Source organism: Streptomyces sp. NPDC013157 (genome assembly GCF_042899865.1).
In the GTDB taxonomy this organism is placed as follows: domain Bacteria; phylum Actinomycetota; class Actinomycetes; order Streptomycetales; family Streptomycetaceae; genus Streptomyces.
Map to the genome: position 1 here is coordinate 110,724 of NZ_JBIBAK010000024.1, position 25,900 is coordinate 136,623.

A 25,900-nucleotide genomic window follows, 5' to 3' on the forward strand; every position below is an offset into this window, starting at 1 on the left:
ACCGGCGGCGGAACACTGCTCAAGAGGGGATGCACATGGCGGGCAACGGGTCTCTCAGTGGTGCGGTCATCGCGGTGGCCGGGGCGGGCGGACCGGCGGGCCGGGCGACGCTGCTGCGCCTGGCGGAGGCGGGCGCGACCGTTGTAGGGGCGGACAACGATCCGCAACGGCTCTCGGAGGCCGTGGACGCGGCTCGCTACGCGTCCGGCGGCGCGAGTGTCACGGGTGACACGGTGGATCTGCTCGATCTCCAGTCCACCCGGAACTGGGCCACCCACGTCGAGAAGGACTTCGGCCGCGTCGACGGCCTGGTGCACCTGGTCGGCGGCTGGCGCGGCAGCGAGACCTTCACCAAGACCAGCCTCGACGACTGGGACTTCCTGGAGCTGCTGCTCGTCAAGACCGTGCAGCACACCTCCCTGGCCTTCCACGAGGCGCTGCAGCGCAGCGAGCGCGGCCGGTACGTCCTGATCAGCGCCGCGGCCGCGAGCAGGCCCACCGCGGGCAACGCCGCGTACGCGGCGGGCAAGGCCGCCGCCGAGGCGTGGACGCTCGCGCTGGCCGACTACTTCCGCAAGGCCGGGGGCGCCGAGGGTCCGACCTCCGCCGCTGCCATCCTGGTGGTCAAGGCGTTGGTGCACGACGCGATGCGCGCCGAGCGTCCCAACGCGAAGTTCGCGGGCTTCACCGACGTCAAGGACCTGGCCGAGGCCATCGAGGGCGTCTGGAGCAAGTCCGCCGCCGAAGTGAACGGAAACCGTCTGTGGCTGACCGAGAAGCCGTAAACCCTCCCAGGACCGACGCGCGTCGCCACCACGACCCGCAGGTCCGCGGTTTCGCCAGTGACAACTACGCCGGCGCCCACCCCGAGGTGCTGGCCGCCCTGGCCCTCGCCAACGGCGGCCACCAGGTGGCGTACGGCGAGGACGAGTACACCGAGAACCTCCAGCGGATCGTCCGCAGTCACTTCGGGGCCACCGCGGAGGCCTTCCCGGTCTTCAACGGCACCGGCGCCAACGTCGTCGCGCTCCAGGCGGTCACCGACCGCTGGGGCGCGGTGATCTGCGCCGAGAGCGCACACATCAACGTCGACGAGGGCGGGGCCCCCGAGCGCATGGGCGGCCTCAAGCTGCTCACCGTGCCCACCCCCGACGGCAAGCTCACCCCTGACCTCATCGACCGGCAGGCGTACGGCTGGGACGACGAGCACCGCGCGATGCCCCAGGTGGTGTCCATCACCCAGAGCACCGAGCTGGGCACCCTGTACACGCCGGACGAGATCCGCGCGATCTGCGAGCACGCCCACGCGCACGGCATGAAGGTGCACCTGGACGGCTCCCGGATAGCCAACGCGGCGGCCTCCCTGGACGTCCCGATGCGCACGTTCACCAACGCCGTCGGCGTCGACCTCCTCTCCCTTGGCGGCACCAAGAACGGCGCCGTGTTCGGCGAGGCGGTCGTGGTGATCAACCAGGACGCCGTCAGCCACATGAAGCACCTGCGCAAGCTGTCCATGCAGCTCGCCTCCAAGATGCGCTTCGTGTCGGTCCAGTTGGAGGCCCTGCTCGCCAAGGACCTGTGGCTGCGCAACGCCCGGCACGCCAACGAGATGGCCCAGCGGCTCGCCGAGGGCGTCCGGGCCGTGCACGGCGTGGAGATCCTCTACCCGGTGCAGGCCAACGGCGTCTTCGCGCGGCTCCCGCACGACGTGAGCCTGCGGCTGCAGAAGCGCTTCCGGTTCTACTTCTGGGACGAGGCGGCCGGGGACGTGCGCTGGATGTGCGCCTTCGACACGACGGAGGAGGATGTGGACGCGTTCGTGGCGGCGCTCAAGGAGGAGATGGCGCGCTGAGGGCTCCGCCGGGAGCGCCGTGTTCTGTCGGCTGCGGCGCCGTCGTGGCCGGTCGCGCGGTTCCCCGCGCCCCTTACGGGGCGCTGCAGAGCTCCCAACGTTGCATAGATATGCGGTGATCTGAAAAGTCATTGACGCTCGGGTGATCGCATTCCTATGCTCTGCGGGCATGGAGCTGATCCAGAACACCGCCGACCTCTCCGCTTACCTGGGCGCCGACGAGGCCATCGACCATCACCATCCCCGGATCCGGGAGACGGCTGCCCAGCTGGCCGCGGGAGTCGACGACTCGTATGACTATGCACGCGCCGCGTACGAGTTCGTGCGGGACACCATCCCGCACTCCCAGGACGCCGGCGACCTGCGCGTGACCTGGCGGGCCTCGGACGTGCTGGAGCGGCGCACCGGCATCTGCCACGCCAAGGCCCACGCCCTGGCCGCCCTGCTGCGCGCCGAGGACATCCCCACGGCCCTGTGCTACCAGCGCCTGACGCACGACGGCGACGCCGGTGGCGGTCACGTCGTGCACGGCCTGGTCGCCGTCCGCTTCAACGGCGCCTGGCACCGGCAGGACCCGCGCGGCAACAAACCGGGAGTCGACGCCCGGTTCTCCCTCGACGGCGAACGGCTGGCCTGGGTCCCCGACCCTCGGTCCGACGAGATGGACTATCCGGTCCTGCACGCCGAACCTCATCCGGCCGTGCTCGGCGCCCTCAAAGCGGCGCCGGACCGCCCGTACCTCTGGAAGACGCTCCCCGGCACCCTCTAGGGGCTGTCCGGCGGCTCGGTCGCCCCGTGGTACCGGTCCGCTTCCTCACATCACGCCCATGCCCCGCTTGGCCAGTCGGCTGAGCGCGCGGGAGAACTCGTTGACCAGATCGCCGAGTTCCCGGTGCAGGAGCCGTACGGCCGAGTGGGCGGCGGGGTCCAGGGCGGTGGCGCTGCCCGCTTGGTGCGAGCGGATCGCGCCGTCGACGCGGTGCGCCTTGCTGCGGACGATGCCCGGCATCTCGTAGAGCGCGAGCGGATCGGCCGCCATCGAGCACCACTTGGGGGCCGAGCGGCGCAGCGTGGGGGCGATGCGCGCCCACTCGTTGGCAGGGGTGAGTCCGTCGAGTGCGGGCATCAGCTGGATCCTGGCCTCGACGAACGGAGCGGTGAAGGTGAGGAGTTCGGACTGCAGCGGGTCGAGCTGCGGTACCGTCGCGGCCTTGATGCCGCTCCCCAAGGCACTCCGGACGCGCGGCCACCTTGCATGATGGCAGGTGCATGAAGTTCAGGGAAGCCGCGGGCGGGCCCCGGTGCGGCCCGCCCTCAGATCGCCTCTGCGGCCTTCAGCTGGTCCAGGGTGGGGGCCGTGCCGCCCAGGTGGGCGGGGAGCCACCAGGTGTCGGCCGCGTCCTTCGGGCGGGCGGGGTAGGCGCGTTGGGCCGCGTCCAGCAGCTCCTGGACGCGCTCGCGCAGCCGGCGGGTGATGGCGCCCGCGTACTGGTCCCTGGGGGCGTCGACCGGCTCGCCGACCCGGATGGTGATGGGCAGGTGGTTCCGCTTGAAGTTGCGCGGCTGGCCCTTGGTCCAGATGCGCTGGGTCCCCCACAGGGCCATCGGCACGAGCGGGACGCCGGCCTCCTGGGCCAGGCGTGCCGCGCCCGACTTGAAGCTCTTCAGCGTGAAGGACTGGGAGATCGTGGCCTCCGGGAAGACGCCCACGATCTCACCGGACCTCAGTGAGTCCAGCGCGTGCTGGTAGGCGGCCTCGCCCTGCTTGCGGTCCACCGGGATGTGCTTCATCCCGCGCATCAGCGGGCCGGAGATCCGGTGCCGGAACACCGACTCCTTCGCCATGAACCGCACCAGACGCTTCTGCGGCAGGGCCGCCAGGCCGTCGAAGACGAAGTCCAGGTAGCTGATGTGATTGCTCACCAGCACGGCACCGCCCGAGCGCGGGATGTTCTCCGAACCCTGGCAGTCGATCTTGAGGTCCCAGACCTTGAACAGCGTCTTGGCGAAACCGATGACGGGACGGTAGACCAGCTCTGCCATGGGCGGGGCGGACCCTTTCTGCTCTGCCTGGGAAAGGGGCTCCCGGCGGGAAGTTACGGAGCCGTAGGTTTACGGCGTCTCGCAGATCGTGCCCGAAGAACGGACGGGGAGCCAGCCCTGGTGCCCCGGCGCGGCGAGATTCTCGTCACGTTGGGTCCCTTGATCCACCTCGCGCTTTTAACGCGCCTTTACTCCGGGCGGGCCGCCAACCGCCGCATGAGCAGGAACATCTCGCAGCCCAGGCAGTACCCGAACGCCGCATTGAGGAAGGCCGCGGCGAGCGCGAGCCCGGTCGCCGCGAGGCCCAACCACGCGGGGCCCAGCGTGAATCCGACCAGACCGAGCCCCGCGAAGACCAGCCCGACCGCCTGTGCGAACCGCGGGGGCTCCGGCGGCTCGAACTCCGCCGGGGGAGCCAGGCGCGGTCGTACGGCGGTCCGGAACACCCAGCCGTACGGCGAGCGGGTCACGCCACCGGCCGCGCCGAGTGCGAACGCCAGCGTCTGCCAGGCGAGGATCCAGGGGCTTCGGGTGATGAGTGCGGCGGCCAGTACGACCGTCGTCACGGCCGCCGCGAACCGCGGCCCACGTGCGTCGATGTCCATGAACCAAGGATTCCGCCCCGCAGGCCGGCAGGGGAGCCGGGAATCTTTGCAGTCTTGTGAACGCTTTTCCCGGTGGTGAGCCCTCTCGTGGATCCTTGTCCGGTGATGACCGGACTCGTGGTGTGCGTGGCGGTGCTCGCGGCGGCGAGCGTCTACGGAGTGCTGCACAGGCGGCGGAGCGGGAGGGTACGGGTGCGCGGGCGCGACGACGGCAAGCGGCTCGGGGCGGCCGAACTCGGCGGCGAACTGGGCGAACGGGCCACACTGGTGCAGTTCTCCAGCGCCTTCTGCGCCCCCTGCCGGGCCACCCGGCGAGTGCTGGGCGAGGTCGCCGGGATGGTCCCCGGCGTCACCCACGTCGAGATCGACGCCGAGGCCCGCCTGGACCTCGTACGCGAGCTGGGGATCCTCAAGACCCCCACCGTGCTGGTGCTCGACGCGGACGGCCGGGTGGTGCGCCGGGCCACCGGACAGCCCCGCAAGGCGGACGTCATCGCGGCGCTGGGCGAGGCGGTCTGACGGCGATGCCGATGACGGTGAGGCACCTCCCATATGCCGGAACGTACTTGACTGGGCGCGCCACCTATCGTCAGCCTGACCGTATGCCTCAGGAACTCCTTCTCTTCGGGCGGGTCCATGTGGACCTGGCCCGCACCGCGAGCGCGCGCTGTCCGGGCTGTTGAGCAGCTCCGGACCCGACGACCGCCTCCCGCAGAAGGACAACTCCATGACGGCCACGCCCGACCTCGGCATCCCTCAGCTCGCCTCTCCCGACCTGCTCCGCTCCGCCTTCCGGCGGCACGCGGCCGGTGTGGCGGTGATCACCGCGCGCGGCGCCCACGGCCCGGTCGGCTTCACCGCCACCTCCCTCACCTCCGTCTCCGCCGAGCCCCCGATGCTCTCCTTCGGCGTCGGTACGGGCGCCTCCAGCTGGCCCGCGATATCCACCGCCGAGCACATCGGCGTCCACATCCTCGGCGAGCACCAGGCAGAGCTCGCGGCCACCTTCGCGCGCAGCGGCGCCGACCGGTTCGGGGCGCCCACCAACTGGCGCGACGGCCATGCGGGTGTCCCGGTCCTCGACGACGTACTGGTGTGGCTGGTGTGCCGGGTCACGGCACGCGTGCCGGCCGGTGACCACCGGATCGTGCTGGCCGAGGTGCTCGTCGGCGATTCCTCCCGCGCCGGCCGCCCGCTCCTGTACCACCAGGGCGGCTTCAACGGACTGCGGGACTGATCACACGTCCTCGGTTCCGGGAATCACATGCCACTCGTTCTGCGAACGCGTCGAGTTCCGGTTACGCTGCGTTGCGAAGGTCACAGTTCAAAGCGCTTGCTTAGCGGGCATGAACTGAGTGTACTGGTGAGTAATATTTCGTTCGGAGCGCGCGGCCGCCCCGACCGGGATGAGCCGCTTGAGGCGCCTATGCTGCCTGCAAGAGGCAGCCCAGAAGAGACGATGCAGTAGGAGAGCCGGCGTGAGCCTGAGGATCGTTGTCACTGTGAAGTACGTGCCCGACGCCACTGGCGACCGGCACTTCGCCGATGACCTGACCGTCGACCGTGACGACGTGGACGGTCTCCTCTCCGAGCTGGACGAGTACGCGGTCGAGCAGGCGCTGCAGATCGCGGAGAACTCGGACGACGACGTCGAGGTGACCGTCCTGACCGTGGGTCCCGAGGACGCCAAGGACGCGCTGCGCAAGGCGCTCTCGATGGGAGCGGACAAGGCGATCCACGTCGAGGACGACGACCTGCACGGCACCGACGCCATCGGCACCTCGCTGGTGCTGGCGAAGGCGATCGAGAAGGCCGGCTTCGACCTGGTGGTCTCCGGCATGGCCTCCACCGACGGCACCGCCGGTGTGGTCCCGGCCCTGCTGGCGGAGCGTCTGGGTGTCCCGCAGGTCACCCTGCTCTCCGAGGTCTCGGTCGAGGACGGCACGGTCAAGGGCCGCCGCGACGGCGACGCCGCCAGCGAGCAGCTGGAGGCCTCCCTGCCGGCGGTCGTGTCGGTGACCGACCAGTCGGGTGAGGCGCGTTACCCGTCCTTCAAGGGCATCATGGCCGCCAAGAAGAAGCCGGTTCAGTCCTGGGACCTGTCCGACCTCGACATCGAGGCGGAGGAGGTCGGCCTGGAGGGCGCCTGGACCGCGGTCGAGGACGCCACCGCGCGTCCGGCCCGTACCGCGGGCACGATCGTCAAGGACGAGGGCGAGGGCGGCAAGCAGCTCGCCGAGTTCCTCGCGGGCCAGAAGTTCATCTGAGCCCAGCACTCGCTGACCGCCCCTCAACTGATCCAAGCAGGAGAGCATTCCCATGGCTGAAGTCCTCGTCTACGTCGACCACGTGGACGGTGCCGTCCGCAAGCCCACCCTGGAGCTGCTGACCCTGGCCCGCCGCATCGGCGAGCCCGTCGCCGTCGCGCTGGGCAACGGCGCCGCCGACACCGCCGCCGCGCTGGCCGAGCACGGCGCTGTGAAGGTCCTCACCCACGACGCCTCGGAGTACGCCGACTACCTGGTCGTCCCGAAGGTCGACGCCCTGCAGGCCGCCGTCGCCGCCGTCTCCCCGGCCGCCGTGCTGGTCCCGTCCTCCGCGGAGGGCAAGGAGATCGCCGCCCGTCTGGCACTGCGCATCGGCTCGGGCATCATCACCGACGCCGTCGACCTGGAGGCCGGCGAGGAGGGCCCGGTGGCCACCCAGTCGGTGTTCGCCGCGTCCTTCACCACCAAGTCCCGTGTCTCCAAGGGCACCCCGGTCATCACGGTCAAGCCCAACAGCGCCGCCGTGGAGGCCGCCCCGGCCGCCGGTGCGGTCGAGGCCCTCGCGGTGACCTTCTCGGAGAAGGCGACCGGCACCAAGGTGACCGGCCGTACCCCGCGTGAGTCGACCGGGCGTCCGGAGCTGACCGAGGCCGCGATCGTGGTCTCCGGCGGCCGTGGCGTCAACGGTGCCGAGAACTTCGCGATCATCGAGGCCCTCGCCGACTCGCTCGGCGCGGCCGTCGGCGCCTCGCGTGCCGCCGTGGACGCCGGCTGGTACCCGCACACCAACCAGGTCGGCCAGACCGGCAAGTCGGTCTCCCCGCAGCTGTACATCGCCAACGGCATCTCCGGCGCCATCCAGCACCGCGCGGGCATGCAGACCTCGAAGACCATCGTCGCGGTCAACAAGGACGCGGAGGCCCCGATCTTCGAGCTGGTCGACTTCGGCGTGGTCGGCGACCTCTTCGACGTCGTCCCGCAGCTCACCGACGAGGTCAAGGCCCGCAAGGGCTGATCGCCGCCGCCGGGCACTCCGAGGCCCCCGCGACCGACACCGGTCGCGGGGGCCTCGCCGTGCGGGCACGGCCTCGGTTCAACGCAGGCTCAGCGAGACCTGCACGGGCAGGTGGTCGCTCGGGAACTGACCGTGCATCGAGAAGGTGTCCATCGTCGCCCGGTGCGTGGTCACGCCCGGCGAGGTCAGGATCCAGTCGATCCGGTCGCCGTCGGGCTTGAGGCGGTGGTAGCCGTGGAAGGTCGCGTACTGGGGGCCGCGGTGCTCCGCAGCGTCCCAGGTGTCGACGAGCCCCGCGTCCACCAGGGTGTCGTAGGCCCGGTTCCGGTGGGCATAGGCGTTGAAGTCGCCGGTCACCACGACGGGCAGCCTCGGGTCGAACTCCGCGATCCGTTTCACCAGGAGCGTGGCGCTGCGCTCGCGGGCGTACTGGCTCTTCTGGTCGAAGTGCGTGTTGGCGACGTAGAACTCCCGCCCGGCGTCGGCGAGATCGCGGAAGCGGACCCAGGTGACGATGCGGGGGAAGGCAGCGCCCCAGGTGTTGGAGCGGATGACCTCCGGGGTGTCGGAGAGCCAGAAGGTGTAGTGCTCCAGCGGGACCAGGCGCCGGATGTCGTAGTAGATGGCGGTCGACTCGTCCCGGCTGCCGCCCTCGCGGCCGGTGCCGACCCAGTCGTAGTGCGGTCCGAGGTCGCTGTCGATGTCGCGCAGCTGCTGGTAGAGACCCTCCTGGGTGCCCATGACCTGGGGCTGCGCGCGGCGCAGCAGTTCGGCCATCACCGGGCGGCGGTCGGCCCAGCTGTTGGGCTCGGCGGTGCTGGCGTACCGCAGGTTGAAGGTCATGACGTCGAGGCGGGGCGCCGGCCGCGCCGGTGCCGCGAGGGTCGCGACCCGGCGGGCCCGCGATCCGGTGGCGGAGACGGAGGAGGCGGAGGAGGAGGTGATCGCGGCACTGGAGAGGGGCACGGTGACCGCTGCGGCCAACAGGGCCTGCAGTCCCAGCCGGCGGGTGACTCGGCGCTGGTTCGGCACGACGGCTCCTTCAGGGGGCACAAGCCGGACGGGCGGGCGTTGAGCAGTGTGATACCCAGGAGTGTGATGAGCGTGAACATGCCCAGATGGGGGCGTGTCGCCCCGTGGACACGGTGTTGACCGCCCCGAAGGCGCCCGGATACCTTCATTCAACGGATTGTTGATTCCGTACAGTGGAAAACAGGAGGGTCTGGGATGGGTCAGGGCCGGCAGGAGAAGGTGGCGACGAGCCTCGCGGGTGCCGTCAGCGAGGAGATCAGCGCCTCCCTCGCACCCGTCGACGCCGAACTGGAGCGCCGCTATCCGGGTGATCCGGGGACCCGCCAGCCCGTCCACACCGTGTACGTCCCCGGCGACGCCTTCACGGCCGGGACGATCCGCTCCTGGGGCGACCGGGCCCTCGCCGCCCTCGACGAACACGCCCCCGGCGCCGCCGCGTTCGCCGCCGTCCTCGGCCTGCCCGACGACCTCGCCGAGCCCGTCCACTCCCGGGTCCGCGCCAAACTGGAGCGGGAGCCGGTGGAAGACCTGCGCGTCGACTTCGAGGACGGCTACGGCCCCCGCCCCGACGCCGAGGAGGACGAGGCGGCCGCCCGCGCCGCCCGGCTGATCGCCGAGGCGTACGCCGAGGGCACCGCGGCGCCGTACATGGGCATCCGGATGAAGTGCATGGAGGCCGCGGTGCGCGACCGGGGCATCCGCACCCTCGACATCTTCCTCACCGGACTGATCGCGGCCGGCGGACTGCCCGGCGGGCTCGTGCTGACCCTGCCCAAGGTGACCTACCCCGAACAGGTCACCGCGATGGTCCGGCTCCTGGAGGCCTTCGAGAAGACCCACGGACTGGAGCCCGGCCGGATCGGGTTCGAGATCCAGATCGAGACCAGTCAGTCCATCCTCGCCACCGACGGCACCGCCACCGTCGCCCGGATGATCCAGGCCGCCGAGGGCCGCGCCACCGGACTGCACTACGGCACCTTCGACTACAGCGCCTGCCTCGGGGTCTCCGCCGCCCACCAGGCGAGCGACCACCCGGCCGCCGACCACGCCAAGGCGGTCATGCAGGTCGCCGCCGCCGGTACGGGCGTACGCGTGTCGGACGGCTCCACCAACGTCCTGCCGGTCGGCCCGACGGCGAAGGTGCACGACGCCTGGCGGCTGCACTACGGTCTGACCCGGCGCGCCCTGGCCCGCGCCTACTACCAGGGCTGGGACATGCACCCCGGCCACCTCCCGACCCGGTACGCGGCCGTGTTCGCCTTCTACCGCGAGGGCCTGGAGCAGGCGGCCGCCCGGCTCGCCCGGTACGCCGGCCGCGCCGGCGGCGACGTCATGGACGAACCCGCCACCGCCAAGGCCCTCGGCGGCTACCTGCTGCGCGGCCTGGACTGCGGTGCCCTCGACAACGGCGAGGTGGCCCGGCTGACCGGTCTGACCCGGGCCGATCTGGAGGGCTTCGCGATGCCCCGGCGCGGCGATCTGACGGCCTCGGGGAAGTAGCGCGTACCGGTCAAGTCACGGCTTTCCCCGCCGACTTGAACCGACCCTGTCATCGCCCCGTACTCTGGTGCGCCATTCGGGGACGTGTTCAGGATCGGGGCTGTGGTGTCGGGTTCGTACGGACAGGCTGACGGGACCGGTCGCCTGCTGGCAGGGCGGTATCGGGTCGTGGCCCGGCTCGGGCGCGGTGGTATGGGTGTGGTGTGGCGCGCCGTCGACGAGGTCCTCGGCCGTGAGGTCGCCGTCAAGGAGCTGCGTGCCCACACCGACAGCGCCGGACCCGAACTGGCCGATCTGCGGCTGCGCATGCAGCGCGAGGCGCGGGCCGCCGCCCGGGTACGACACCGCGGTGTGGTCGTCGTGCACGACATCGCCGAGGTCGACGGCCGCCCGCTGATCGTCATGGAACTGGTCGACGGCCCCTCCCTGGACGACCTGCTGCGCGAGCGCGGCACGCTCGGGGCGCAGGAGGCCGCCCGCGTCGGCGCCGAGGTCATGGACGCCCTGGCCGCGGCCCACCGGGTCGGCGTCCTGCACCGCGACGTCAAGCCCGGCAACATCCTCCTCGACCGCTCGGGCCGGGTCGTCCTCACCGACTTCGGCATCGCCACCATGGCCGATCCCGGTGACGGCTCCGCCACGAACCTGACCGGCAGCGGCGAACTCGTCGGTTCCCTCGACTACCTGGCGCCCGAGCGGGCCAAGGGCGCGGCCCCCGGGCCGCCCTCCGACATCTGGGCCCTCGGCGCGGCGCTGTACGCCGCCGTGGAGGGCGCCTCGCCCTTCCGCCGTACGTCCACCTTCTCGACGCTCACCGCGATCGTCGACGAGCCCCTCCCGGAGCCCCGCAGGGCCGGCCCGCTCGCCCCCGTCCTGCGGCGCCTGATGGACAAGCTTCCCGACGCCCGCCCGGACGCCGAGGAGGCCTGCGGGCTGCTGCGGGCGGTGGCGCTGGAGCCGGTCCCGGACACGCCGACGACTCTCCTGCGGGAGCGGGAGCCCGCGCGGCAGGAGAACGGGTCCGGGGCGGCGGCGCCGGCTCCGGGAGACGGACCTGTCGCAGGAGCCGGAGAGGGGACCGACGAGAGGGCAAGCGAGGGATCGGACCCGGAGGCCGGTCGGGGTGCTGACGGCGCACGGGTCGAGAAGTCCGCCGAGGGGCCCGCTCCGCAGCACGCCGGACAGCTCGCCCCGGTACCCGCCGCCGGACTCGCCGAGGGAGCCGGAACCCCGGGGGCCGGCCTCGTACCCGCCCGAAGATTAGAGCCCGCGCTCCGGCCCGGCGCCCCGGACGGCGCGATGAGCCCCGCCCGCCCGGACCGCAGCCGCCGCCGGGCCCGGCGGCTCGTCGTGGTGGCCGTCGCCGTCGTCCTCACGGCGACCGGGCTGACCGTCGCTTTGCGGAACGACAGAGGCCAGACGGCGAGGACGGACGCGGGGCCGGTCGCCCCGACCGTGACCGGCGCTTCGGAGAGCGCCCGCGGCACCGGTGCCCGACATCAGGCCGGGGCGGATCCCGTGGGGCAGGGCGAGGAGACGGCTGCCGTACCCGTCACCGGTGCCACGTACGCCCCCGGGGGCGAACCGGCGACCCCGGCGGACCGCGCCTCCGCCACGCCGTCCGCGGCGCAGACCTCCGGCCCCAGCTCCTCCGGCGGTTCCGGCACCGCCGGGGCCACCGCTCCCGCCACCGCAACGGCCACCACCGTGGTCCCGGTCTGCCAGTCCGCAGGGGACGGCACGTACACCTGTCAGGTGCGCAGCGGCGGCGCCAAGTCCTACACCGCCGACGGCGTGAAGGTGGGCAGGGTCGGCCAGGGCGCCCACTCGTTCTCCTGCCAGGTCGACCTGGGCCGCCGGGAGACCCACGGGCAGCGGACCAACGTCTGGTGGGCCGAGACCGACGACGACAAGGGCAACACCGGCGTGTACATCAGCGACGTCTACATCAAGGGCGGCGGGAACGACGAGCCGCTCCCCGGACTTCCCGTCTGCTGAGCGCGGACGTACCGTTCCAGTCCCGACGCGACCGCCCACTTCCGCTCCGCGAACAGCCGGGTGCCCCGCCGGCACAGCGCCGAGTCGGCCCGTGCCCGCGCGCAGAACTGCTCGGGCGTGACGCCGAACAGCTCTCTCAACTCGTGCGACTCCGCGAGGAGTTCGGTGAGCAGGGCGTGTTCGCCGGGGTGGCGGCGGGGCGCGCCGGTGCCGTCGTGCAGTACGCCGTGCCGGTTGACGTACGCGTGGACGCCGGGGAGCGTCGTGCCGTCCGCGAGAGTGGCGCGGACGGCCGGTGCGGGCAGCCAGGCCCGCTCGAAGTTGCCGTTCGGCAGCGGTACCCCCTCGCTCGCGTCGACCACCCCCAGCTGCCGGTCGTCCAGCCAGAGGACGAACAACTCCCGTGCCGCCGAAGGCGATGCGACCGGGGACGCCGAGACATAGCCGAGGCGGCTGACATGGGCGGAGACGCCGACGTCGAGGCCGCTCACCCGGGTGCGCACCATGGGGATTGGGCCGGTGACGCCGGACTCGGCCATCTTGTGCTGGAGTTGGGCGGGTGAGGCGTTGGAGCCGACCGCGAGCACCGGCACCCGGTCCCCGTCGTGCACCAGACGGTCGAGCGGCAGCAGCCGGTCGCCGTCGAGGAGCCCGGAGTCGGTCGGCCAGACACCGGGATAGGTCAGCGGATGGTCCCGCGGCGCCTCGTCGAGGCCCAGTTCGGCGAGCGTACGGCCGGTCACGGGCGGCTCGGTTCGGCGAGCGCGGGGCAGGCCCGGGCCGTCGTCCGGCTCGGTTCGGCGGACGCCCGTCCGGTCGCCCGGCGGCTCGACGCCGCGCGCGTACGGCCGGTCATCGGCGGCTCGCCCCGGCGAACGTCCGGCCGGTGGCCGCGCTGCCCGGTCCTGTGAGCGTCCGATCCGTCATGCGCGGCTCAGTCCGCCGGGGGCAGCTCGCCCGAGCCACGGGTGATCAGCCGGGTCGGCAGTTCGATGCGTTCCGGTGCCATGAGGGTGCCGTCCAGCTGGCGGAAGAGCCGTTCGGCGGCCGTGCGGCCGAGCAGGGCCGCGTCCTGGGCGACGACCGTGAGGCCGGGGTGCAGCAGGTCGGCGAGCTCGATGTCGTCGAAGCCGACGAGCGCGACCGGCCGGGCCTGTTCGGCAAGGACCCGGATCACGGTGACGCTGACACGGTTGTTGCCCGCGAAGATCGCGGTGATCGGGTCCGGCCCCGCCAGCATCTCCTCGGCGGCCCGGCGCACCCGCTCCGGGTCCGTCACGCCGAGGGAGGTCCAGGCGTCCTCGACGGCTATCCCGGCGTCCTCCATCGCCGCCTGGTAGCCGCGCAGCCGCTCGGCCGCCGTGTGGATGTGGGGCATGTCGCCGATGAACCCGATCCGGCGGTGGCCGTGCGCGATCAGGTGGGCGACCCCGTCCCGGGCACCGCCGTAGCTGTCCGACAGCACGACGTCGGCGTCGATCTTCCCGGCCGGGCGGTCCACGAACACCGTCGCCACGCCCGCCCTGATCTCCGGCTCCAGATAGCGGTGGTCGTCCCCGGCCGGGATCACCACCAGGCCGTCCACCCGCCGCGCGCACAGCGCGAGCGCCAGCTCCTGCTCCCGCTCCGGGTCCTCGGCGCTGGAGCCGTTGATGAGCAACGCCCCGTGCGCCCGGGCCACTTCCTCCACCGCGCGGCTGAGCGGGCCGTAGAACGGGTCGGCGAGGTCCTCCAGGACGAGGCCGATGCTCGCGGTGCGGCCCTTGCGGAGCACCCGCGCGCTGTCGTTGCGGCGGAAGCCCAGCGCGTCGATCGCCTCCTGGACCCGGCGCTCGGTGTCAGGAGTCACCCCGGGCTCGCCGTTGACCACCCGGGACACCGTCTTGAGGCCCACACCGGCCCGCGCCGCCACGTCCTTCATCGTCGGCCGGGTCCCGTAACGGGAGCCGGGGAGACGGTCTGCGCGGCGGGAGGTGTCGGGCACGATGCGGCGTCCTGTCCTGTCGTCCACGGGATGCATGGGCTCACGAATTGCGTCTGGGCTCATGGGTTTGTATCAGGGATACACAGGCTCGTGGGTTTGTATGAGGATGTGGCGTCGAGCATAGAGCCTGGACAACGTTGTCAGATGCAAGGGAGACTGTCCACCGCAATCTCCGGCCTGCGCCCCCACCGCTTGACCGGCCTGTTGTGTCACTCGGCTAATCATGGTTGACGGGGAGAACTGACTCTGATGCACACCGACCTCGTGGCGGCCCTCGACATCGGCGGCACCAAGATCGCCGGCGCGCTGGTGGACGGTCACGGACGGATCCAGGCGCGCGCCCAGCGCGCGACACCCGCCCAGCAGGACGGCGAGACGGTCATGGGGGCCGTCGAGGAGGTGGTCGGCGAACTCGCCGGTTCACCTCTGTGGGGGCGGGCCGGCTCGCTCGGGATCGGCAGCGCGGGCCCGGTGGACGCCTCCGCCGGCACCGTGAGCCCGGTCAACGTGCCCGGCTGGCGGGACTATCCGCTCGTGGAGCGGGTGCGGGCGGCCGCCGGCGGGCTGCCGGTCGAGCTGATCGGCGACGGCGTCGCCATCACGGCCGCCGAACACTGGCAGGGCGCGGCCCGCGGCCACGACAACGCGTTGTGCATGGTGGTCTCGACGGGCGTCGGCGGCGGCCTGGTGCTCGGCGGCAAGCTGCACCCCGGCCCGACCGGCAACGCCGGTCACATCGGCCACATCAGCGTCGACCTCGACGGGGATCCCTGCCCCTGCGGGTCGCGCGGCTGCGTCGAGCGCATCGCGAGCGGCCCCAACATCGCCCGGCGCGCGCTGGAGGGCGGCTGGCGGCCGGGTCCCGACGGCGACACCTCGGCCGCGGCGGTGGCGGCCGCGGCCCGGGCCGGCGACCCGGTCGCCGTCGCCTCCTTCGAGCGGGCCGCGCAGGCGCTCGCGGCCGGGATCGCGGCCACCGCGACCCTGGTCGAGATCGACATCGCGGTGATCGGCGGGGGCGTCGGCAAGGCGGGGGACATCCTCTTCACGCCCCTGCGCAAGGCCCTCACCGACTACGCGACCCTCTCCTTCGTCCAGCGCCTGACGGTTGTACCGGCCCAGATGGGTACGGACGCGGGTCTGGTCGGCGCCGCCGCGGCCGCGCTGGCCGCCAGGCCGGACGCGGAGGCGGCGGGGGTCTGACGGCGGTCCGACGCCGGTCGTCAGGCCGCGCAGGAACGTTCAGGCCGGGTCGGCCGGGGTTCCGGACCGGCCGCCCCGGGCTGCGGGCGGACGTGCCGTGGCCGGTCGTCCGGTGTCCGGATCGGCGGCCGCCCGGTTTCCGCTCCGGCCCGCCGCGTTGCTCCCCTCGCGGGTACGCCCGTGACCCCCGGCCGCCGGCGCAGTTGAAACGGGCATGAAGAAGCGCAGCATGCTCGCCATCGCCAGCCTGGCCACCGGATTCGTCGTGGCCGCCATCACCCCGTCCCATGCGGCCGACGAAGGCCCGCTCGACGACCTGCACGTCTCGGACACCCTGGAGCACGTCGGCCACGTGGTCGGCGAGGACAGCTTCCAGACCGACCCGGACTTCCTGGGGCAGGAGTAGCCCGGCGGAGCCCGAGCGGACGACGGTGCCGGTGTTCCGGGCAGGGGACACCGGCGCTCCGTTTGCGCACCCTCAACGGGAACTGGTTTCCGTGGCAGTGTGGAGCGGGCAAGCCACAGGGGGCCAACAGAAGAGGGGGAGTCCGTGATCGTCTGGGTCAACGGCGCGTTCGGTGCGGGTAAGACCACCACCGCACGTGAACTGATCGAACTGATCCCGAACAGCACGCTCTTCGACCCCGAGCTCGTCGGCGGGGCACTGACACACCTGCTGCCTGCCAAGCACCTCGCCGAGGTCGGCGACTTCCAGGATCTGCCGATCTGGCGCCGGCTGGTGATCGACACGGCCGCCGCGATGCTCGCGGAGCTGGGCGGAACCCTGGTGGTTCCGATGACGCTGCTGCGCCAGGAGTACCGCGACGAGATCTTCGGCGGCCTCGCCGCCCGCCGGATCGCCGTCCGGCACCTGTGCCTCACCCCGGCGGAAACGATCCTGCGCGAGCGGATAGCCGGCCGGGAGATCCCGCCCGACCTGCCCGACGGAGAGATACGGATCCGGCAGTGGTCGTACGACCAGATCGAGCCCTACCGCGCCGCCCTCGCCTCCTGGATCAGCGCCGACGCGCATCTCGTCGACACCAGTGCGCTCAGTCCGTACGAGACGGCGGTGCGGATCGCGGGGGCGGTGGGCAGTGGCGAAGTGGCGGTATGTGACATAGTACAAACCCCCGAACCCACCGCCGAGACCGTCGCCGCAGGCGTCCTCCTCTTCGACGAACAGAACCGCGTCCTCCTCGTGGACCCCACCTACAAGGCCGGCTGGGAGTTCCCCGGCGGTGTCGTCGAGCCCGGTGAGGCCCCCGCGCGGGCAGGCGTACGGGAGGTCGAGGAGGAGACCGGGATACGGCTGGAGGAGCTGCCGGGGCTGCTCGTCGTCGACTGGGAGCAGCCCGCGCCACCCCGCTACGGCGGTCTGCGCCTGCTCTTCGACGGCGGTCGGCTGGACTCCGCCGAGGCCGGGCGGCTGGTGCTGCCGGGGCCGGAGCTGCGGGACTGGCGGTTCGTCACCGAGCAGGAGGCCGCCGACCTGCTGCCGCCGGTGCGCTACGAACGGCTCCGCTGGGCGCTGCGGGCCCGCGAGCGCGGTGCCGCGCTCTATCTGGAGGCCGGAGTCCCGGTCGGTTGAAATTCCTGATGATTCGTCAAGTCCTCGCCGCATCCAAGGTGTTGGCGGGGACTTTGACATTTCCGGGGGGTGTGTAGGGGACTTTGCGCGGGGTGGAAGGTTCCGAGGGGAAAACGAGGGTGAATTGTCGCCGTCCCGGTATGAACAAGAACGTGAAGAAGGTACACAAGCGTTCTAACGTCGGTGCGCAGCTCAACTTCCTCGCGGCCGCTGGCCGCCGTGCACAGGCCGGACGACAGCCGGCTGAAGGAGGGACATGCGCGCGCATTCTTCGGCCCTCACAAGGGGACTCGCACTGGCCGCCGGGCTCGTCCTGGCGCTCGCCGCCTGCAGCAGCGGGGGAGGCGGCGGGGGCGGCGGCGGCAAGGGCACCTCGGCCGGTCTCACGTCCTGCGCCACCCAGGGCAAGGCGGACACCTGCAACTCCGGCACCACCAAGGCCGGCGGCACGTTCACCTACGTCATCGAGAAGAACGTCCAGCAGTGGAACGTGCAGGACACCAACGGCAACACCTTCGAGAACGCCGAGGCGCTGAGCCCCGTGCTGCCCCAGGTCTTCGTCCCGCAGCCTGACTTCAGCGTCAAGCTCAACACCGACCTGGTGACCTCGGCGACCCAGACGAGCGCCAGTCCGCAGACCCTCGTCTACAAGATCAACCCCAAGGCGTCCTGGAACGACGGCACGCCGATCACCGCCGACGACTTCGTCTACTACTGGCGCACCAACGACGGCAAGGACTGCCCGCCGCCGCCCGCCAGCGACTCCACCCAGACCAAGGGCTGCCTGCCGGAGAGCACCGCCGGCTACGACCGCATCAAGTCGGTCACCGGTTCCGACAACGGCAAGACCGTCACCGTCGTAATGGCCAAGCCCTACGCCGACTGGAAGTCCCTGTTCGGCGCGGGCTACCCGTTCTACCCGGCGCACGTCGCCGAGAAGGTCTCCGGCACCAAGGCGGGCGACGCGGCCCACATGACGGCCGCCCAGATGACCCAGGGCTGGCAGTACTTCCAGAAGAACCCGCCCACCAAGTACGCGACCGCGGGCCCGTACAAGATGACCGAGTGGGTCGACAACGACCACGCCACCTACGAGCCCGACCCGAAGTGGACGGGCAAGAAGGCCACCCTGCAAAGGCTGATCTTCAAGGTCATCTCGGACGCCACGCAGGAGCCGATCGCGCTGCGCAACAACGAGGTCCAGGGCATCTACCCGCAGCCCGAGGTCGACCTCGTCAACCAGGTCAAGGCCATCCCCAACGTCACCTACACCATCGGCAGCGGGCTGACCTGGGAGCACTTCGACCTCAACCTGCACAACCCGGTGATCGGCACGTACCTGGCCCTCAGGCAGGCGATGTTCACGGCCATCAGCGTCAAGGACATCATGGCCAAGACGGTCGCCCAGTTCGATCCCGGCGTGAAGCAGCTCTACAACCACAACTTCGTCCCGGGGACCGCGGGTTACAAGGACGTGGTCAGCGCCAGCGGCCAGGGCTCGGGTGACCTCACCAAGGCCAAGAAGTACCTCACCGACGCCAGGTTCACCGGAGTCGGCACCGCCCTGAAGACCCCGGACGGCAAGGCCGTCGGGCCCTTCAACTGCCGCTACACCACCGGTAACCAGATCCGGCAGAGCGAGTGCCAGATCCTGCAGAGCGACCTCGCCAACCTCGGGATCAAGGTCACGATCAAGCCGATCGGCGCCGCCGACCTCGGCACGGTCCTGGCCGGCCACCAGTACGACATCATCGTCTTCGCCTGGGTCGCCTCGCCGTTCGCGATCAGCGGTGCCCAGCAGCTGTGGACGACCGGAGGCGGCGGCAACTACGGCGGTTACAGCAACAAGCAGGTCGACTCCCTGATCAGCACGGCCATCGGCGAGACGGACCAGACCAAGGCCGCCGCCCTGCTCAACCAGGCCGACCAGATCATGGTCAACGACGCCTACGTGCTGCCGCTCTACCAGAAGCCCACCTTCCTCGCGGTGCAGACCCGGTTCGTCAACATGCGCAACAACTCCACCAACGTCGGACCGCCGTACAACGTCGGCGAGTGGGGCCTGAAGAAGTAGCCCCAGCGACCAGCCGGACCGATTCCCGGCCCCGGAGACCCCGGGGCCGGGCCTCCCGCGAGAGAAGACCGCATGCTCGCCTACACCGTGCGCCGCATCCTCGTCTCCATCCCCGTCCTGATCGTCTCGACGTTCATCGTCTTCCTGGTCGTCGTCAACTCCGGCGACCCCGTGGCCAACTTCGCCACCTCCCGGCAACCGCCGCCCAGCAAGGCCGCCGTGACCGCCTTCGCCCGCCACATCCACGCCGATGAACCGGTCGTGGAACGCTACTGGAACTGGATCACCGGCGTCCTGCACGGCGACTGGGGCCCGTCCGTCCAGTCCAACCTGGACATCGGCCACGACCTGTTCACCCGCTTCCGGGTCACCGTCACCCTGGTCGCCGCCGCCATGCTGCTCGCCCTCGTGATGGCGATCGTCTTCGGCGTGTTCAGCGCGATCCGCCAGTACAGCGTCGCCGACTACACCATCACCTTCCTCGGCTTCCTGTTCCTCGCCATGCCCGTGTTCTGGTTCGCAGTGCTGCTCAAGCAGGCCGGGATCTGGTTCAACCAGGAGACCGGCAGCCAGTTCCTCGGCACCATCGGCGAGAAATCGCCGTACCTCGAAGTCGACACCACCTGGAACGAGTTCACCGACCGCATCGGCCACCTCATCCTGCCCACCATCACCCTGGCCCTGGTCTCCTTCGCCTCCTGGACCCGCTACACCCGCGCCGCCATGCTCGAAGTCCTGGACAGCGACTACGTGCGGCTCGCCCGCGCCAAGGGGCTGCGCCGCGGCCGGGTGCTCACCCGGCACGCCCTGCGCACCGCGCTGATCCCGCTCGCCACCGTCACCGCCCTCGACATCGCGATCATCCTCGGCGGCGCCGTCATCACCGAGACGATCTTCCAGTGGCACGGCATGGGCGAGATGCTCGTCCAGGCCGCCACCACCCTCGACGTCTACCGGACCATGGCCTGGCTGCTGCTGTCCGCCGTCGTCGTCATCGTCTTCAACCTCTTCGCCGACCTCCTCTACGCCGTACTCGACCCGAGGATCCGCTATGACTGACATCGGGGCACTCGGGCCGGCCGGCACCCGGACGCCGAGCGGCGACGACCACGAGTTCACCGTCGTGCAGCGCAGCCAGACCCAGCTCGTGCTGCGCCGCTTCCTGCGCCACCGGGCCGCGATGATCAGCCTGGTCGTCTTCGTGCTGATCGTGCTGTGGGCCTTCGCCGGCCCGCACTTCTGGCACTACTCGTACGCCAAGTACACCCCGGACAACTCCCAACCGCCTTCCTGGAAGCACCCGTTCGGCACCGACTCCTCGGGGTACGACGCCTACGCGCAGGTGATGCGCGGCACCCAGACCTCCCTGAAGATCGCCATCCTGATCGCGCTCGGCTCGACCCTGGTCGGCGCCGTGTGGGGGGCCGTCGCCGGCTTCTACCGGGGGTTCGTCGACGCGCTGATGATGCGCATCGCCGATCTCGTGCTCACCCTCCCGCTGTTCGCGATCGCGCTGGTCATCTCCTCGCGCAGCGGCGGTTCCTGGTACTGGATCGCCGTGGTGATCGCCGGGCTCACCTGGGCCTACGTGTCCCGGGTGGTGCGCTCGTCCGTACTCTCGCTGCGCGAGAAGGAGTTCGTGGAGGCCGCCCGGGCGCTCGGCGCCTCCGACACCCGGATCATCTTCCGGCACCTGCTGCCCAACGCGCTCGGCCCGATCATCGTGAACGCCACCATCCTGGTCGCCACCGGCATCCTCACCGAGACCGCCCTGTCGTTCCTCGGGTTCGGGGTCCAACCGCCCGACACCTCCCTCGGTTTGCTGGTCGCCCAGGCCCAGACCGCGGTCGACACCCGGCCCTGGCTCTTCTACATCCCCGGTGCCTTCATCATCGCCATCGCCCTCACCATCAACTTCATCGGCGACGGACTGCGCGACGCCTTCGACCCCCGGCAGCAAAGGGTGCGACAGTGACCGACACGGGCAACCCCAAGGGCATCGACAGGGTCGTCGGGAAGGGCGAGGAGTCCGGCGCCGTACTCGAAGTCGAGGACCTGAGTGTGGCGTTCCCGACCGAGGACGGTGTCGTACGGGCCGTACGCGGGGTCGGCTACCGGCTGGAGCGGGGCGAGGCACTGGGCATCGTCGGCGAGTCCGGCTCCGGCAAGTCCGTCACCGCGCTGGCCGTGATGGGGCTGCTGCCCGGCACGGCCCGGGTGCGCGGCTCGGTGCGGTTCGAGGGCACGGAACTGCTCGGGATGTCCGACACCCGCCTCTCGGACGTACGGGGCAGCGGCATCGCCATGGTCTTCCAGGACCCGATGACCTCCCTCAACCCCGTCTACACCGTCGGCTACCAGATCGCCGAGACCCTGCTCCGGCACAACCCGAGGCTCGGTAAACGCCCCGCCCGCGCACGTGCCGTCGAGCTCCTCGGCACGGTCGGCATCCCGAGCCCCGAACGGCGCGTCGACAGCTACCCGCACGAACTCTCCGGCGGCATGCGCCAGCGGGTCGTCATCGCCATCGCGATCGCCAACGACCCGGACGTGATCATCGCCGACGAGCCCACCACCGCCCTCGACGTCACCGTCCAGGCGCAGATCCTGGAGGCGCTGGAGGCCGCCCGCGCCGAGACCGGCGCCGCCCTCGTCCTGATCACCCACGACCTGGGCGTGGTCGCCGGACACACCGACCGGGTCGCCGTCATGTACGCCGGGCGGATCGTGGAGACCGGCTCGGTCGAGGACATCTTCTACACCCCGCGCATGCCCTACACCCTGGGCCTGCTCGGCTCCCTGCCCCGTCTCGACCGCGAGGAGGACCGGCTGACCCCCATCACCGGCTCGCCGCCCTCGCTGCTCAACCTGCCCCCGGGCTGCCCCTTCGGGCCCCGCTGCCCGATGCGCCGGGAGCCCTGCGACAGCACCGAACCCGCGCTGCGCCCGGCCGGATCCGACGCGCACCGCAGCGCCTGCCACTTCGCCGACGAACTCGTGGACGCGGCGGCCGGCGAGGTCTTCGACGCCGTCGGCGCCGACACCGAGGCCCTGGCCCGGTTCGCGGACCTGGAGGACGATGCCCGATGACCGATCCGCTGCCCCCGCTGCCCGGCCACGGCGGCACCGGCGACCCCGTCCTCCAGGTCCGCGACCTGGTCAAGCACTTCCCGGTGATGTCGCGGGGCGTGGTCCGCCGCCGGATCGGCGACGTGCACGCCGTCTGCGGGGTCTCCTTCGACCTGTACGAGAACGAGACGCTCGGCCTGGTCGGCGAGTCCGGCTCCGGCAAGACGACCGTCTCCCGGACCCTGCTCAACCTGGAGACGGCCACCTCGGGCTCCGTCCACTACCGGGGCCGGCTGCTGACCGAGCTGAGCAGACGTCAGATGCGGCCGCTGCGCCGCGAGCTGCAGATCGTCTTCCAGGACCCGTACGCCTCCCTGGACCCCAGGATCTCCGTCCACGAGATCGTCGCCGAACCCCTGCGCATCCACGGCCGCTACGGCCCGGGCGCCCCCGACGAGGTACGCGAACTGCTGCGCCTGGTCGGCCTCAACCCCGAGCACGGCAACCGTTTCGCGCACGAGTTCTCCGGCGGCCAGCGCCAGCGCATCGGCATCGCACGGGCGTTGGCGCTGCGTCCCAAGGTGATCGTGCTGGACGAGCCGATCTCCGCGCTGGACGTGTCGATCCAGGCGGGCGTCCTCAACCTGCTGATGGACCTGCAGGGCGAACTGGGCCTGTCCTTCCTGTTCGTGGCGCACGACCTCTCCGTGATGCGGCATGTCGCCGGCCGGGTCGCGGTGATGTACCTGGGCCGCCTGGTGGAGATCGCCCCCGCCCGGCAGCTCTTCGCCCGCCCCGCCCACCCCTACACGCAGGCCCTGGTCTCGGCGATCCCGCTGCCCGACCCGCGCAAGGAACGCGCCCGGAAACGGATCACCGTCCAGGGCGACGTCCCGAGCCCGGTCCGCCCGCCCAGCGGCTGCCGCTTCCGCACCCGCTGCCCCAAGTTCGCGAACCAGCTCACCGACAGCGAGCGCACCGCCTGCGTCGAGCAGGTGCCGGACCTGGTCGACCGGGGCGGCGGCAACCCGGTCGCCTGCCACTACGCGGAGAGCGTGCAGCTGCTGTGACCGTCCGGGTACGGGAACGGCGTCAGCCGGCTCTCCTGGCCCAGCCGCCGGAAGAAATCCTCCATGCCCACGGCGAGCGGGGCGTGCCGGACCACCAACTCGGCGGCGCCCCGGGGGATCCCCTCGGGCAGCCGCCCGTCGGCGCAGGCGCGCACGAACTCCGCCCGCTCCTCACCCCGGTACCCGTACAGGGCGGTGACGAGCCAGATCACCAGGTGGTAGGAGGTGTAGGTGCTGTCGTAGTGCCGATGCCGGTCGAAGAAGTCCCGCTCGTCGGGCGTGAGCCGGAAACGGGAGCTCAGTGAGAGCCCGAAGTCGGTGAGGTAGAGATCCCGGCCGTCGGTGAGGATGTTACGGAAGTGGGCATCCAGATGCAGGAGCTGCCGTGCGTGGAGGAAGGACGTCAATTCCTCCAGTTGCCGCGCCACTCGGCCGCAGACCGCATCCGCCCGCTCCGTGCGCAGTTCGGCGTCCAGCCAGTCGTGCAGGGTGGACGGGAAGTGCTCCAGGAACAGGGTCACGCTCGCGGAGGCGTCCCGAAGGCCCTCGATCCGTTCACGCAGGCCCGTCGAGCCGCCCCAGTAGGCCACCACCCTCTCGACGTCGGCGAGTTCGTCGGGCAGCGGGCGGGCCGTGTCCGGCAGTACCCGCCAGTGGTGGAGCATCGGGAAGCCGGGGAAGCGGCCGGTCAGTACCCAGTTCGTCGTCGCCGTGTGCGCGGCCAGCTCCCGCCAGGCGGTGAATCCCGGGCCGCAGACGGCACCCATGCCGTAGTGGCAGTACGGCGGCAGGTCGAAGAGGTTCGCGGTGGAGCGGACGTGCAGCGGGCTCCGCTCCCGGTCGGTCAGGGGGATCCGCTTCACGAACACCGCGGTGCCGTCCACCGTGATCCGCACGGCTGTGCCGCCGACCCCCGTTCCCAGCGGCTCGCCCGCCGCGACCAGCTCGGTCAGCTCGACGTCGCTCAACAGGGCCAGGGAGGTCGCGATGTCGGCATGGGCGGCGACACGGCGCGCGGTGTCGGTCATCCCCCCATGGTCACCGCGGCGGCCCGCAGGTGTCCGCGGATTCGCGCAGCGTCCGTGTCCCGAGCGCAGGGAGGACCCCCGTCCGCGACGAGGGTCCTCCGCTGTGGGCAGGGCGATGCGGCCCACCGCGCACGGCGGCGGACCGGCGAGGTCCGCCGCGCCGGGCGCGTCAGCCCGCCGCGTAGTTCCGCAGGAACAGCGCCTCCGCCACCGACAGCCGCTCCAGTTCCTCGGGGGACACGCTCTCGTTGACGGCGTGGATCTGTGCCTCCGGCTCGCTCAGGCCGATCAGCAGGATCTCGGCCTGCGGGTAGAGGCCGGCGAGGGTGTTGCACAGCGGGATGGAGCCGCCCTGACCGGCGTACTGCATGGTCTCGTCCCGGTAGGCGACCGCCATCGCGTCGGCCATCGCCCGGTAGGCCGGGCTGGTGGTGTCGGCGCGGAAGGGCTGGCCCTGGCCGACCGCCTCGGTGCGCACCCGGGCGCCCCACGGCGTGTGCGCCTCCAGGTGGGCCTGGAGCAGCTTGTTCGCCTCGGCCGCGTCCACGCCCGGCGGCACCCGCAGGCTGACCAGGGCGCGGGCGCTCGCCTGCACCGACGGGGTGGCGCCGACCACCGGCGGGCAGTCGATGCCGAGCACCGTGACCGCCGGACGGGCCCAGATGCGGTCCGCGACCGAGCCGTCACCGATCAGCCCGACACCGTCGAGCACCTTGGCGTCCTTGCGGAACTGCTCCTCGTCGTACTCCAGACCCTCCCACCGCGACTGGGGCGCGAGCCCGTCGACCGTCGTGGAACCGTCCTCGGCGCGCAACGAGTCGAGGACGCGGATCAGGGCGGCCAGGGCGTCGGGGGCGGCACCGCCGAACTGGCCCGAGTGCAGATTGCCCCGCAGCGTGTCGATCTGGACGCGGACCATGGTCATGCCCCGCAGGGTCGTGGTCACCGTCGGCAGCCCGACCCGGAAGTTGCCCGTGTCGCCGATGACGATCGCGTCCGCCGTCAGCAGTTCGGGGTGCTGTTCGGCGTACCGCTCCAGGCCGCCGGTGCCCATCTCCTCGGAGCCCTCGGCGATCACCTTGACGCTGACCGGGACGCCGCCGTTCGCCTTCAGCGCGCGCAGCGCCAGCAGGTGCATGATCACGCCGCCCTTGCAGTCGGCGGCACCGCGCCCGTACCAGCGGCCGTCCCGCTCGGTCAGCTCGAACGGCGGGGTGGTCCAGGCGGCCTCGTCCAGCGGCGGCTGCACGTCGTAGTGCGCGTACAGCAGGACCGTTTTGGCACCCTCCGGGCCCGGCAGGTAGCCGTACACCGACTGCGTGCCGTCCGGGGTGTCCAGTACGGCGACGTCCGTGAAGTCCTCGGCGCGCAGTGCGTCGGCCACCCAGTTCGCGGCGCCCTCGCTCTCGCTCTTCGGGAACTGGGCGAAGTCCGCCACCGACTTGAAGGCCACCAGCTCGGCGAGCTCCGCCTTGGCCCTGGGCAGCAGGGCGGCGACGGTCTCGGCGACCGGATTGGACGACATGGGCACGCTCCTCGTGGGTGCGACGTTGAACTGGTGAGTGGACC

The 25,900-nt window shown here is 71.4% G+C and carries 25 protein-coding genes; 17 read left to right on the plus strand and 8 right to left on the minus strand.

Going from position 1 to position 25,900, the window contains the following annotated elements:
- The first annotated feature begins 35 nt into the window (after window positions 1-35).
- The 3 genes from ACFY6U_RS46930 to ACFY6U_RS46940 all read left to right on the plus strand — a co-directional run bounded on the left by ACFY6U_RS46930 (window position 36) and on the right by ACFY6U_RS46940 (window position 2,621).
- Window positions 36-785, plus strand: coding sequence for an SDR family NAD(P)-dependent oxidoreductase (locus tag ACFY6U_RS46930; RefSeq protein WP_390048520.1), 750 nt, complete (start codon window positions 36-38; stop codon window positions 783-785).
- Window positions 764-1,852: a threonine aldolase family protein gene (locus ACFY6U_RS46935; RefSeq protein WP_390048522.1), complete on the plus strand. Its 1,089-nt coding sequence runs from the start codon at window positions 764-766 to the stop codon at window positions 1,850-1,852. The genes ACFY6U_RS46930 and ACFY6U_RS46935 overlap by 22 nt, the downstream gene beginning before the upstream one ends.
- Window positions 1,853-2,021: 169 nt before the next feature.
- On the plus strand, window positions 2,022-2,621 hold the full coding sequence (locus ACFY6U_RS46940) for a transglutaminase family protein (protein WP_390048524.1): 600 nt from the start codon (window positions 2,022-2,024) through the stop codon (window positions 2,619-2,621).
- Between the two features lie 45 nt (window positions 2,622-2,666).
- Here ACFY6U_RS46940 and ACFY6U_RS46945 read toward each other — a convergent pair whose 3' ends face one another.
- From ACFY6U_RS46945 to ACFY6U_RS46955, 3 genes are all read right to left on the minus strand, one after another.
- The gene (locus ACFY6U_RS46945; RefSeq protein WP_390048526.1) at window positions 2,667-3,080 is read right to left on the minus strand and encodes a hypothetical protein; all 414 of its coding nucleotides are present in this window, start codon (window positions 3,078-3,080) and stop codon (window positions 2,667-2,669) included.
- A gap of 86 nt (window positions 3,081-3,166) precedes the next feature.
- Window positions 3,167-3,895 carry a lysophospholipid acyltransferase family protein gene (locus ACFY6U_RS46950; RefSeq protein WP_351501296.1) on the minus strand — a complete coding sequence of 243 codons (729 nt, stop codon included), beginning with the start codon at window positions 3,893-3,895 and terminating at the stop codon, window positions 3,167-3,169.
- A 188-nt stretch (window positions 3,896-4,083) separates the two neighbouring features.
- Window positions 4,084-4,500, minus strand: coding sequence for a DUF4395 domain-containing protein (locus ACFY6U_RS46955; protein ID WP_390048528.1), 417 nt, complete (start codon window positions 4,498-4,500; stop codon window positions 4,084-4,086).
- Between the two features lie 105 nt (window positions 4,501-4,605).
- Here ACFY6U_RS46955 and ACFY6U_RS46960 point away from each other — a divergent pair, with 105 nt between their 5' ends.
- The 4 genes from ACFY6U_RS46960 to ACFY6U_RS46975 all read left to right on the plus strand — a co-directional run bounded on the left by ACFY6U_RS46960 (window position 4,606) and on the right by ACFY6U_RS46975 (window position 7,782).
- Entirely contained in the window at window positions 4,606-5,019 is a 414-nt protein-coding gene (locus ACFY6U_RS46960; RefSeq protein ID WP_351501299.1) for a thioredoxin family protein, read from the plus strand.
- 208 nt (window positions 5,020-5,227) lie between these two features.
- Complete coding sequence (locus tag ACFY6U_RS46965; protein WP_390048530.1) at window positions 5,228-5,737, plus strand: flavin reductase family protein; 510 nt, start codon at window positions 5,228-5,230, stop codon at window positions 5,735-5,737.
- A gap of 241 nt (window positions 5,738-5,978) precedes the next feature.
- Complete coding sequence (locus ACFY6U_RS46970) at window positions 5,979-6,767, plus strand: electron transfer flavoprotein subunit beta/FixA family protein (protein WP_390048532.1); 789 nt, start codon at window positions 5,979-5,981, stop codon at window positions 6,765-6,767.
- 52 nt (window positions 6,768-6,819) lie between these two features.
- Window positions 6,820-7,782: an electron transfer flavoprotein subunit alpha/FixB family protein gene (locus tag ACFY6U_RS46975; RefSeq protein WP_390048534.1), complete on the plus strand. Its 963-nt coding sequence runs from the start codon at window positions 6,820-6,822 to the stop codon at window positions 7,780-7,782.
- A gap of 78 nt (window positions 7,783-7,860) precedes the next feature.
- Here ACFY6U_RS46975 and ACFY6U_RS46980 read toward each other — a convergent pair whose 3' ends face one another.
- Window positions 7,861-8,814 carry an endonuclease/exonuclease/phosphatase family protein gene (locus ACFY6U_RS46980; protein WP_390048536.1) on the minus strand — a complete coding sequence of 318 codons (954 nt, stop codon included), beginning with the start codon at window positions 8,812-8,814 and terminating at the stop codon, window positions 7,861-7,863.
- Window positions 8,815-9,009: 195 nt separating this feature from the next.
- On the opposite strand from ACFY6U_RS46980, the gene ACFY6U_RS46985 reads away from it, so the two are divergent.
- The gene (locus tag ACFY6U_RS46985; protein ID WP_390048538.1) at window positions 9,010-10,314 is read left to right on the plus strand and encodes a DUF6986 family protein; all 1,305 of its coding nucleotides are present in this window, start codon (window positions 9,010-9,012) and stop codon (window positions 10,312-10,314) included.
- A 102-nt stretch (window positions 10,315-10,416) separates the two neighbouring features.
- A complete protein-coding gene (locus tag ACFY6U_RS46990) occupies window positions 10,417-12,312 on the plus strand; it encodes a protein kinase (protein ID WP_390048540.1) in 1,896 nt (631 codons plus the stop codon).
- Here the strand turns inward: ACFY6U_RS46990 and ACFY6U_RS46995 are convergent.
- Together ACFY6U_RS46995 and ACFY6U_RS47000 are read right to left on the minus strand one after the other, a co-directional pair.
- Window positions 12,258-13,055 (minus strand): hypothetical protein, encoded by a 798-nt coding sequence (locus tag ACFY6U_RS46995; protein WP_390048542.1) that lies wholly within the window; start codon window positions 13,053-13,055, stop codon window positions 12,258-12,260. The two genes, ACFY6U_RS46990 and ACFY6U_RS46995, sit on opposite strands and share 55 nt — an antisense overlap.
- Before the next feature lie 191 nt (window positions 13,056-13,246).
- On the minus strand, window positions 13,247-14,332 hold the full coding sequence (locus tag ACFY6U_RS47000) for a LacI family DNA-binding transcriptional regulator (protein WP_390048544.1): 1,086 nt from the start codon (window positions 14,330-14,332) through the stop codon (window positions 13,247-13,249).
- A 213-nt stretch (window positions 14,333-14,545) separates the two neighbouring features.
- Between ACFY6U_RS47000 and ACFY6U_RS47005 the strand changes: the two genes are divergently transcribed.
- The 8 genes from ACFY6U_RS47005 (at window position 14,546) to ACFY6U_RS47040 (ending at window position 23,303) form a co-directional block, all read left to right on the plus strand.
- Entirely contained in the window at window positions 14,546-15,499 is a 954-nt protein-coding gene (locus ACFY6U_RS47005) for an ROK family protein (RefSeq protein ID WP_390048546.1), read from the plus strand.
- A 214-nt stretch (window positions 15,500-15,713) separates the two neighbouring features.
- Window positions 15,714-15,905 (plus strand): hypothetical protein, encoded by a 192-nt coding sequence (locus ACFY6U_RS47010; protein WP_390048548.1) that lies wholly within the window; start codon window positions 15,714-15,716, stop codon window positions 15,903-15,905.
- A gap of 144 nt (window positions 15,906-16,049) precedes the next feature.
- Window positions 16,050-17,090 carry an NUDIX domain-containing protein gene (locus ACFY6U_RS47015; RefSeq protein WP_390048550.1) on the plus strand — a complete coding sequence of 347 codons (1,041 nt, stop codon included), beginning with the start codon at window positions 16,050-16,052 and terminating at the stop codon, window positions 17,088-17,090.
- Window positions 17,091-17,346: 256 nt separating this feature from the next.
- Window positions 17,347-19,164, plus strand: coding sequence for an ABC transporter family substrate-binding protein (locus ACFY6U_RS47020; RefSeq protein ID WP_390048552.1), 1,818 nt, complete (start codon window positions 17,347-17,349; stop codon window positions 19,162-19,164).
- 72 nt (window positions 19,165-19,236) lie between these two features.
- Window positions 19,237-20,223, plus strand: a complete 987-nt coding sequence (locus ACFY6U_RS47025) for an ABC transporter permease (protein WP_390048554.1) — start codon at window positions 19,237-19,239, stop codon at window positions 20,221-20,223.
- Window positions 20,216-21,139, plus strand: coding sequence for an ABC transporter permease (locus ACFY6U_RS47030; protein ID WP_390048556.1), 924 nt, complete (start codon window positions 20,216-20,218; stop codon window positions 21,137-21,139). Before ACFY6U_RS47025 ends, ACFY6U_RS47030 begins: the two co-directional genes overlap by 8 nt.
- Window positions 21,136-22,254 (plus strand): ABC transporter ATP-binding protein, encoded by a 1,119-nt coding sequence (locus tag ACFY6U_RS47035; RefSeq protein ID WP_390048557.1) that lies wholly within the window; start codon window positions 21,136-21,138, stop codon window positions 22,252-22,254. Before ACFY6U_RS47030 ends, ACFY6U_RS47035 begins: the two co-directional genes overlap by 4 nt.
- Complete coding sequence (locus ACFY6U_RS47040; RefSeq protein WP_390048558.1) at window positions 22,251-23,303, plus strand: ABC transporter ATP-binding protein; 1,053 nt, start codon at window positions 22,251-22,253, stop codon at window positions 23,301-23,303. Before ACFY6U_RS47035 ends, ACFY6U_RS47040 begins: the two co-directional genes overlap by 4 nt.
- On the opposite strand, the gene ACFY6U_RS47045 is transcribed toward ACFY6U_RS47040, so the two are convergent.
- Entirely contained in the window at window positions 23,276-24,331 is a 1,056-nt protein-coding gene (locus tag ACFY6U_RS47045; RefSeq protein ID WP_390048560.1) for a protein kinase family protein, read from the minus strand. The two genes, ACFY6U_RS47040 and ACFY6U_RS47045, sit on opposite strands and share 28 nt — an antisense overlap.
- A gap of 169 nt (window positions 24,332-24,500) precedes the next feature.
- Window positions 24,501-25,856, minus strand: a complete 1,356-nt coding sequence (locus ACFY6U_RS47050) for a dipeptidase (RefSeq protein ID WP_390048561.1) — start codon at window positions 25,854-25,856, stop codon at window positions 24,501-24,503.
- Window positions 25,857-25,900: the final 44 nt, after the last annotated feature.

What these genes read in the sequence shown, in the direction of transcription:
- ACFY6U_RS46930 (WP_390048520.1), top strand. Translation starts at nt 36, where the DNA reads ATGGCGGGCAACGGGTCTCTCAGTGGTGCGGTCATCGCGGTGGCCGGG.
- ACFY6U_RS46940 (WP_390048524.1), top strand. Translation starts at nt 2,022, where the DNA reads ATGGAGCTGATCCAGAACACCGCCGACCTCTCCGCTTACCTGGGCGCC.
- ACFY6U_RS46950 (WP_351501296.1), bottom strand. Translation starts at nt 3,895, where the DNA reads ATGGCAGAGCTGGTCTACCGTCCCGTCATCGGTTTCGCCAAGACGCTG.
- ACFY6U_RS46955 (WP_390048528.1), bottom strand. Translation starts at nt 4,500, where the DNA reads ATGGACATCGACGCACGTGGGCCGCGGTTCGCGGCGGCCGTGACGACG.
- ACFY6U_RS46960 (WP_351501299.1), top strand. Translation starts at nt 4,606, where the DNA reads ATGACCGGACTCGTGGTGTGCGTGGCGGTGCTCGCGGCGGCGAGCGTC.
- ACFY6U_RS46965 (WP_390048530.1), top strand. Translation starts at nt 5,228, where the DNA reads ATGACGGCCACGCCCGACCTCGGCATCCCTCAGCTCGCCTCTCCCGAC.
- ACFY6U_RS46975 (WP_390048534.1), top strand. Translation starts at nt 6,820, where the DNA reads ATGGCTGAAGTCCTCGTCTACGTCGACCACGTGGACGGTGCCGTCCGC.
- ACFY6U_RS46985 (WP_390048538.1), top strand. Translation starts at nt 9,010, where the DNA reads ATGGGTCAGGGCCGGCAGGAGAAGGTGGCGACGAGCCTCGCGGGTGCC.
- ACFY6U_RS47000 (WP_390048544.1), bottom strand. Translation starts at nt 14,332, where the DNA reads ATGCATCCCGTGGACGACAGGACAGGACGCCGCATCGTGCCCGACACC.
- ACFY6U_RS47005 (WP_390048546.1), top strand. Translation starts at nt 14,546, where the DNA reads ATGCACACCGACCTCGTGGCGGCCCTCGACATCGGCGGCACCAAGATC.
- ACFY6U_RS47010 (WP_390048548.1), top strand. Translation starts at nt 15,714, where the DNA reads ATGAAGAAGCGCAGCATGCTCGCCATCGCCAGCCTGGCCACCGGATTC.
- ACFY6U_RS47020 (WP_390048552.1), top strand. Translation starts at nt 17,347, where the DNA reads ATGCGCGCGCATTCTTCGGCCCTCACAAGGGGACTCGCACTGGCCGCC.
- ACFY6U_RS47025 (WP_390048554.1), top strand. Translation starts at nt 19,237, where the DNA reads ATGCTCGCCTACACCGTGCGCCGCATCCTCGTCTCCATCCCCGTCCTG.
- ACFY6U_RS47030 (WP_390048556.1), top strand. Translation starts at nt 20,216, where the DNA reads ATGACTGACATCGGGGCACTCGGGCCGGCCGGCACCCGGACGCCGAGC.
- ACFY6U_RS47040 (WP_390048558.1), top strand. Translation starts at nt 22,251, where the DNA reads ATGACCGATCCGCTGCCCCCGCTGCCCGGCCACGGCGGCACCGGCGAC.
- ACFY6U_RS47045 (WP_390048560.1), bottom strand. Translation starts at nt 24,331, where the DNA reads ATGACCGACACCGCGCGCCGTGTCGCCGCCCATGCCGACATCGCGACC.
- ACFY6U_RS47050 (WP_390048561.1), bottom strand. Translation starts at nt 25,856, where the DNA reads ATGTCGTCCAATCCGGTCGCCGAGACCGTCGCCGCCCTGCTGCCCAGG.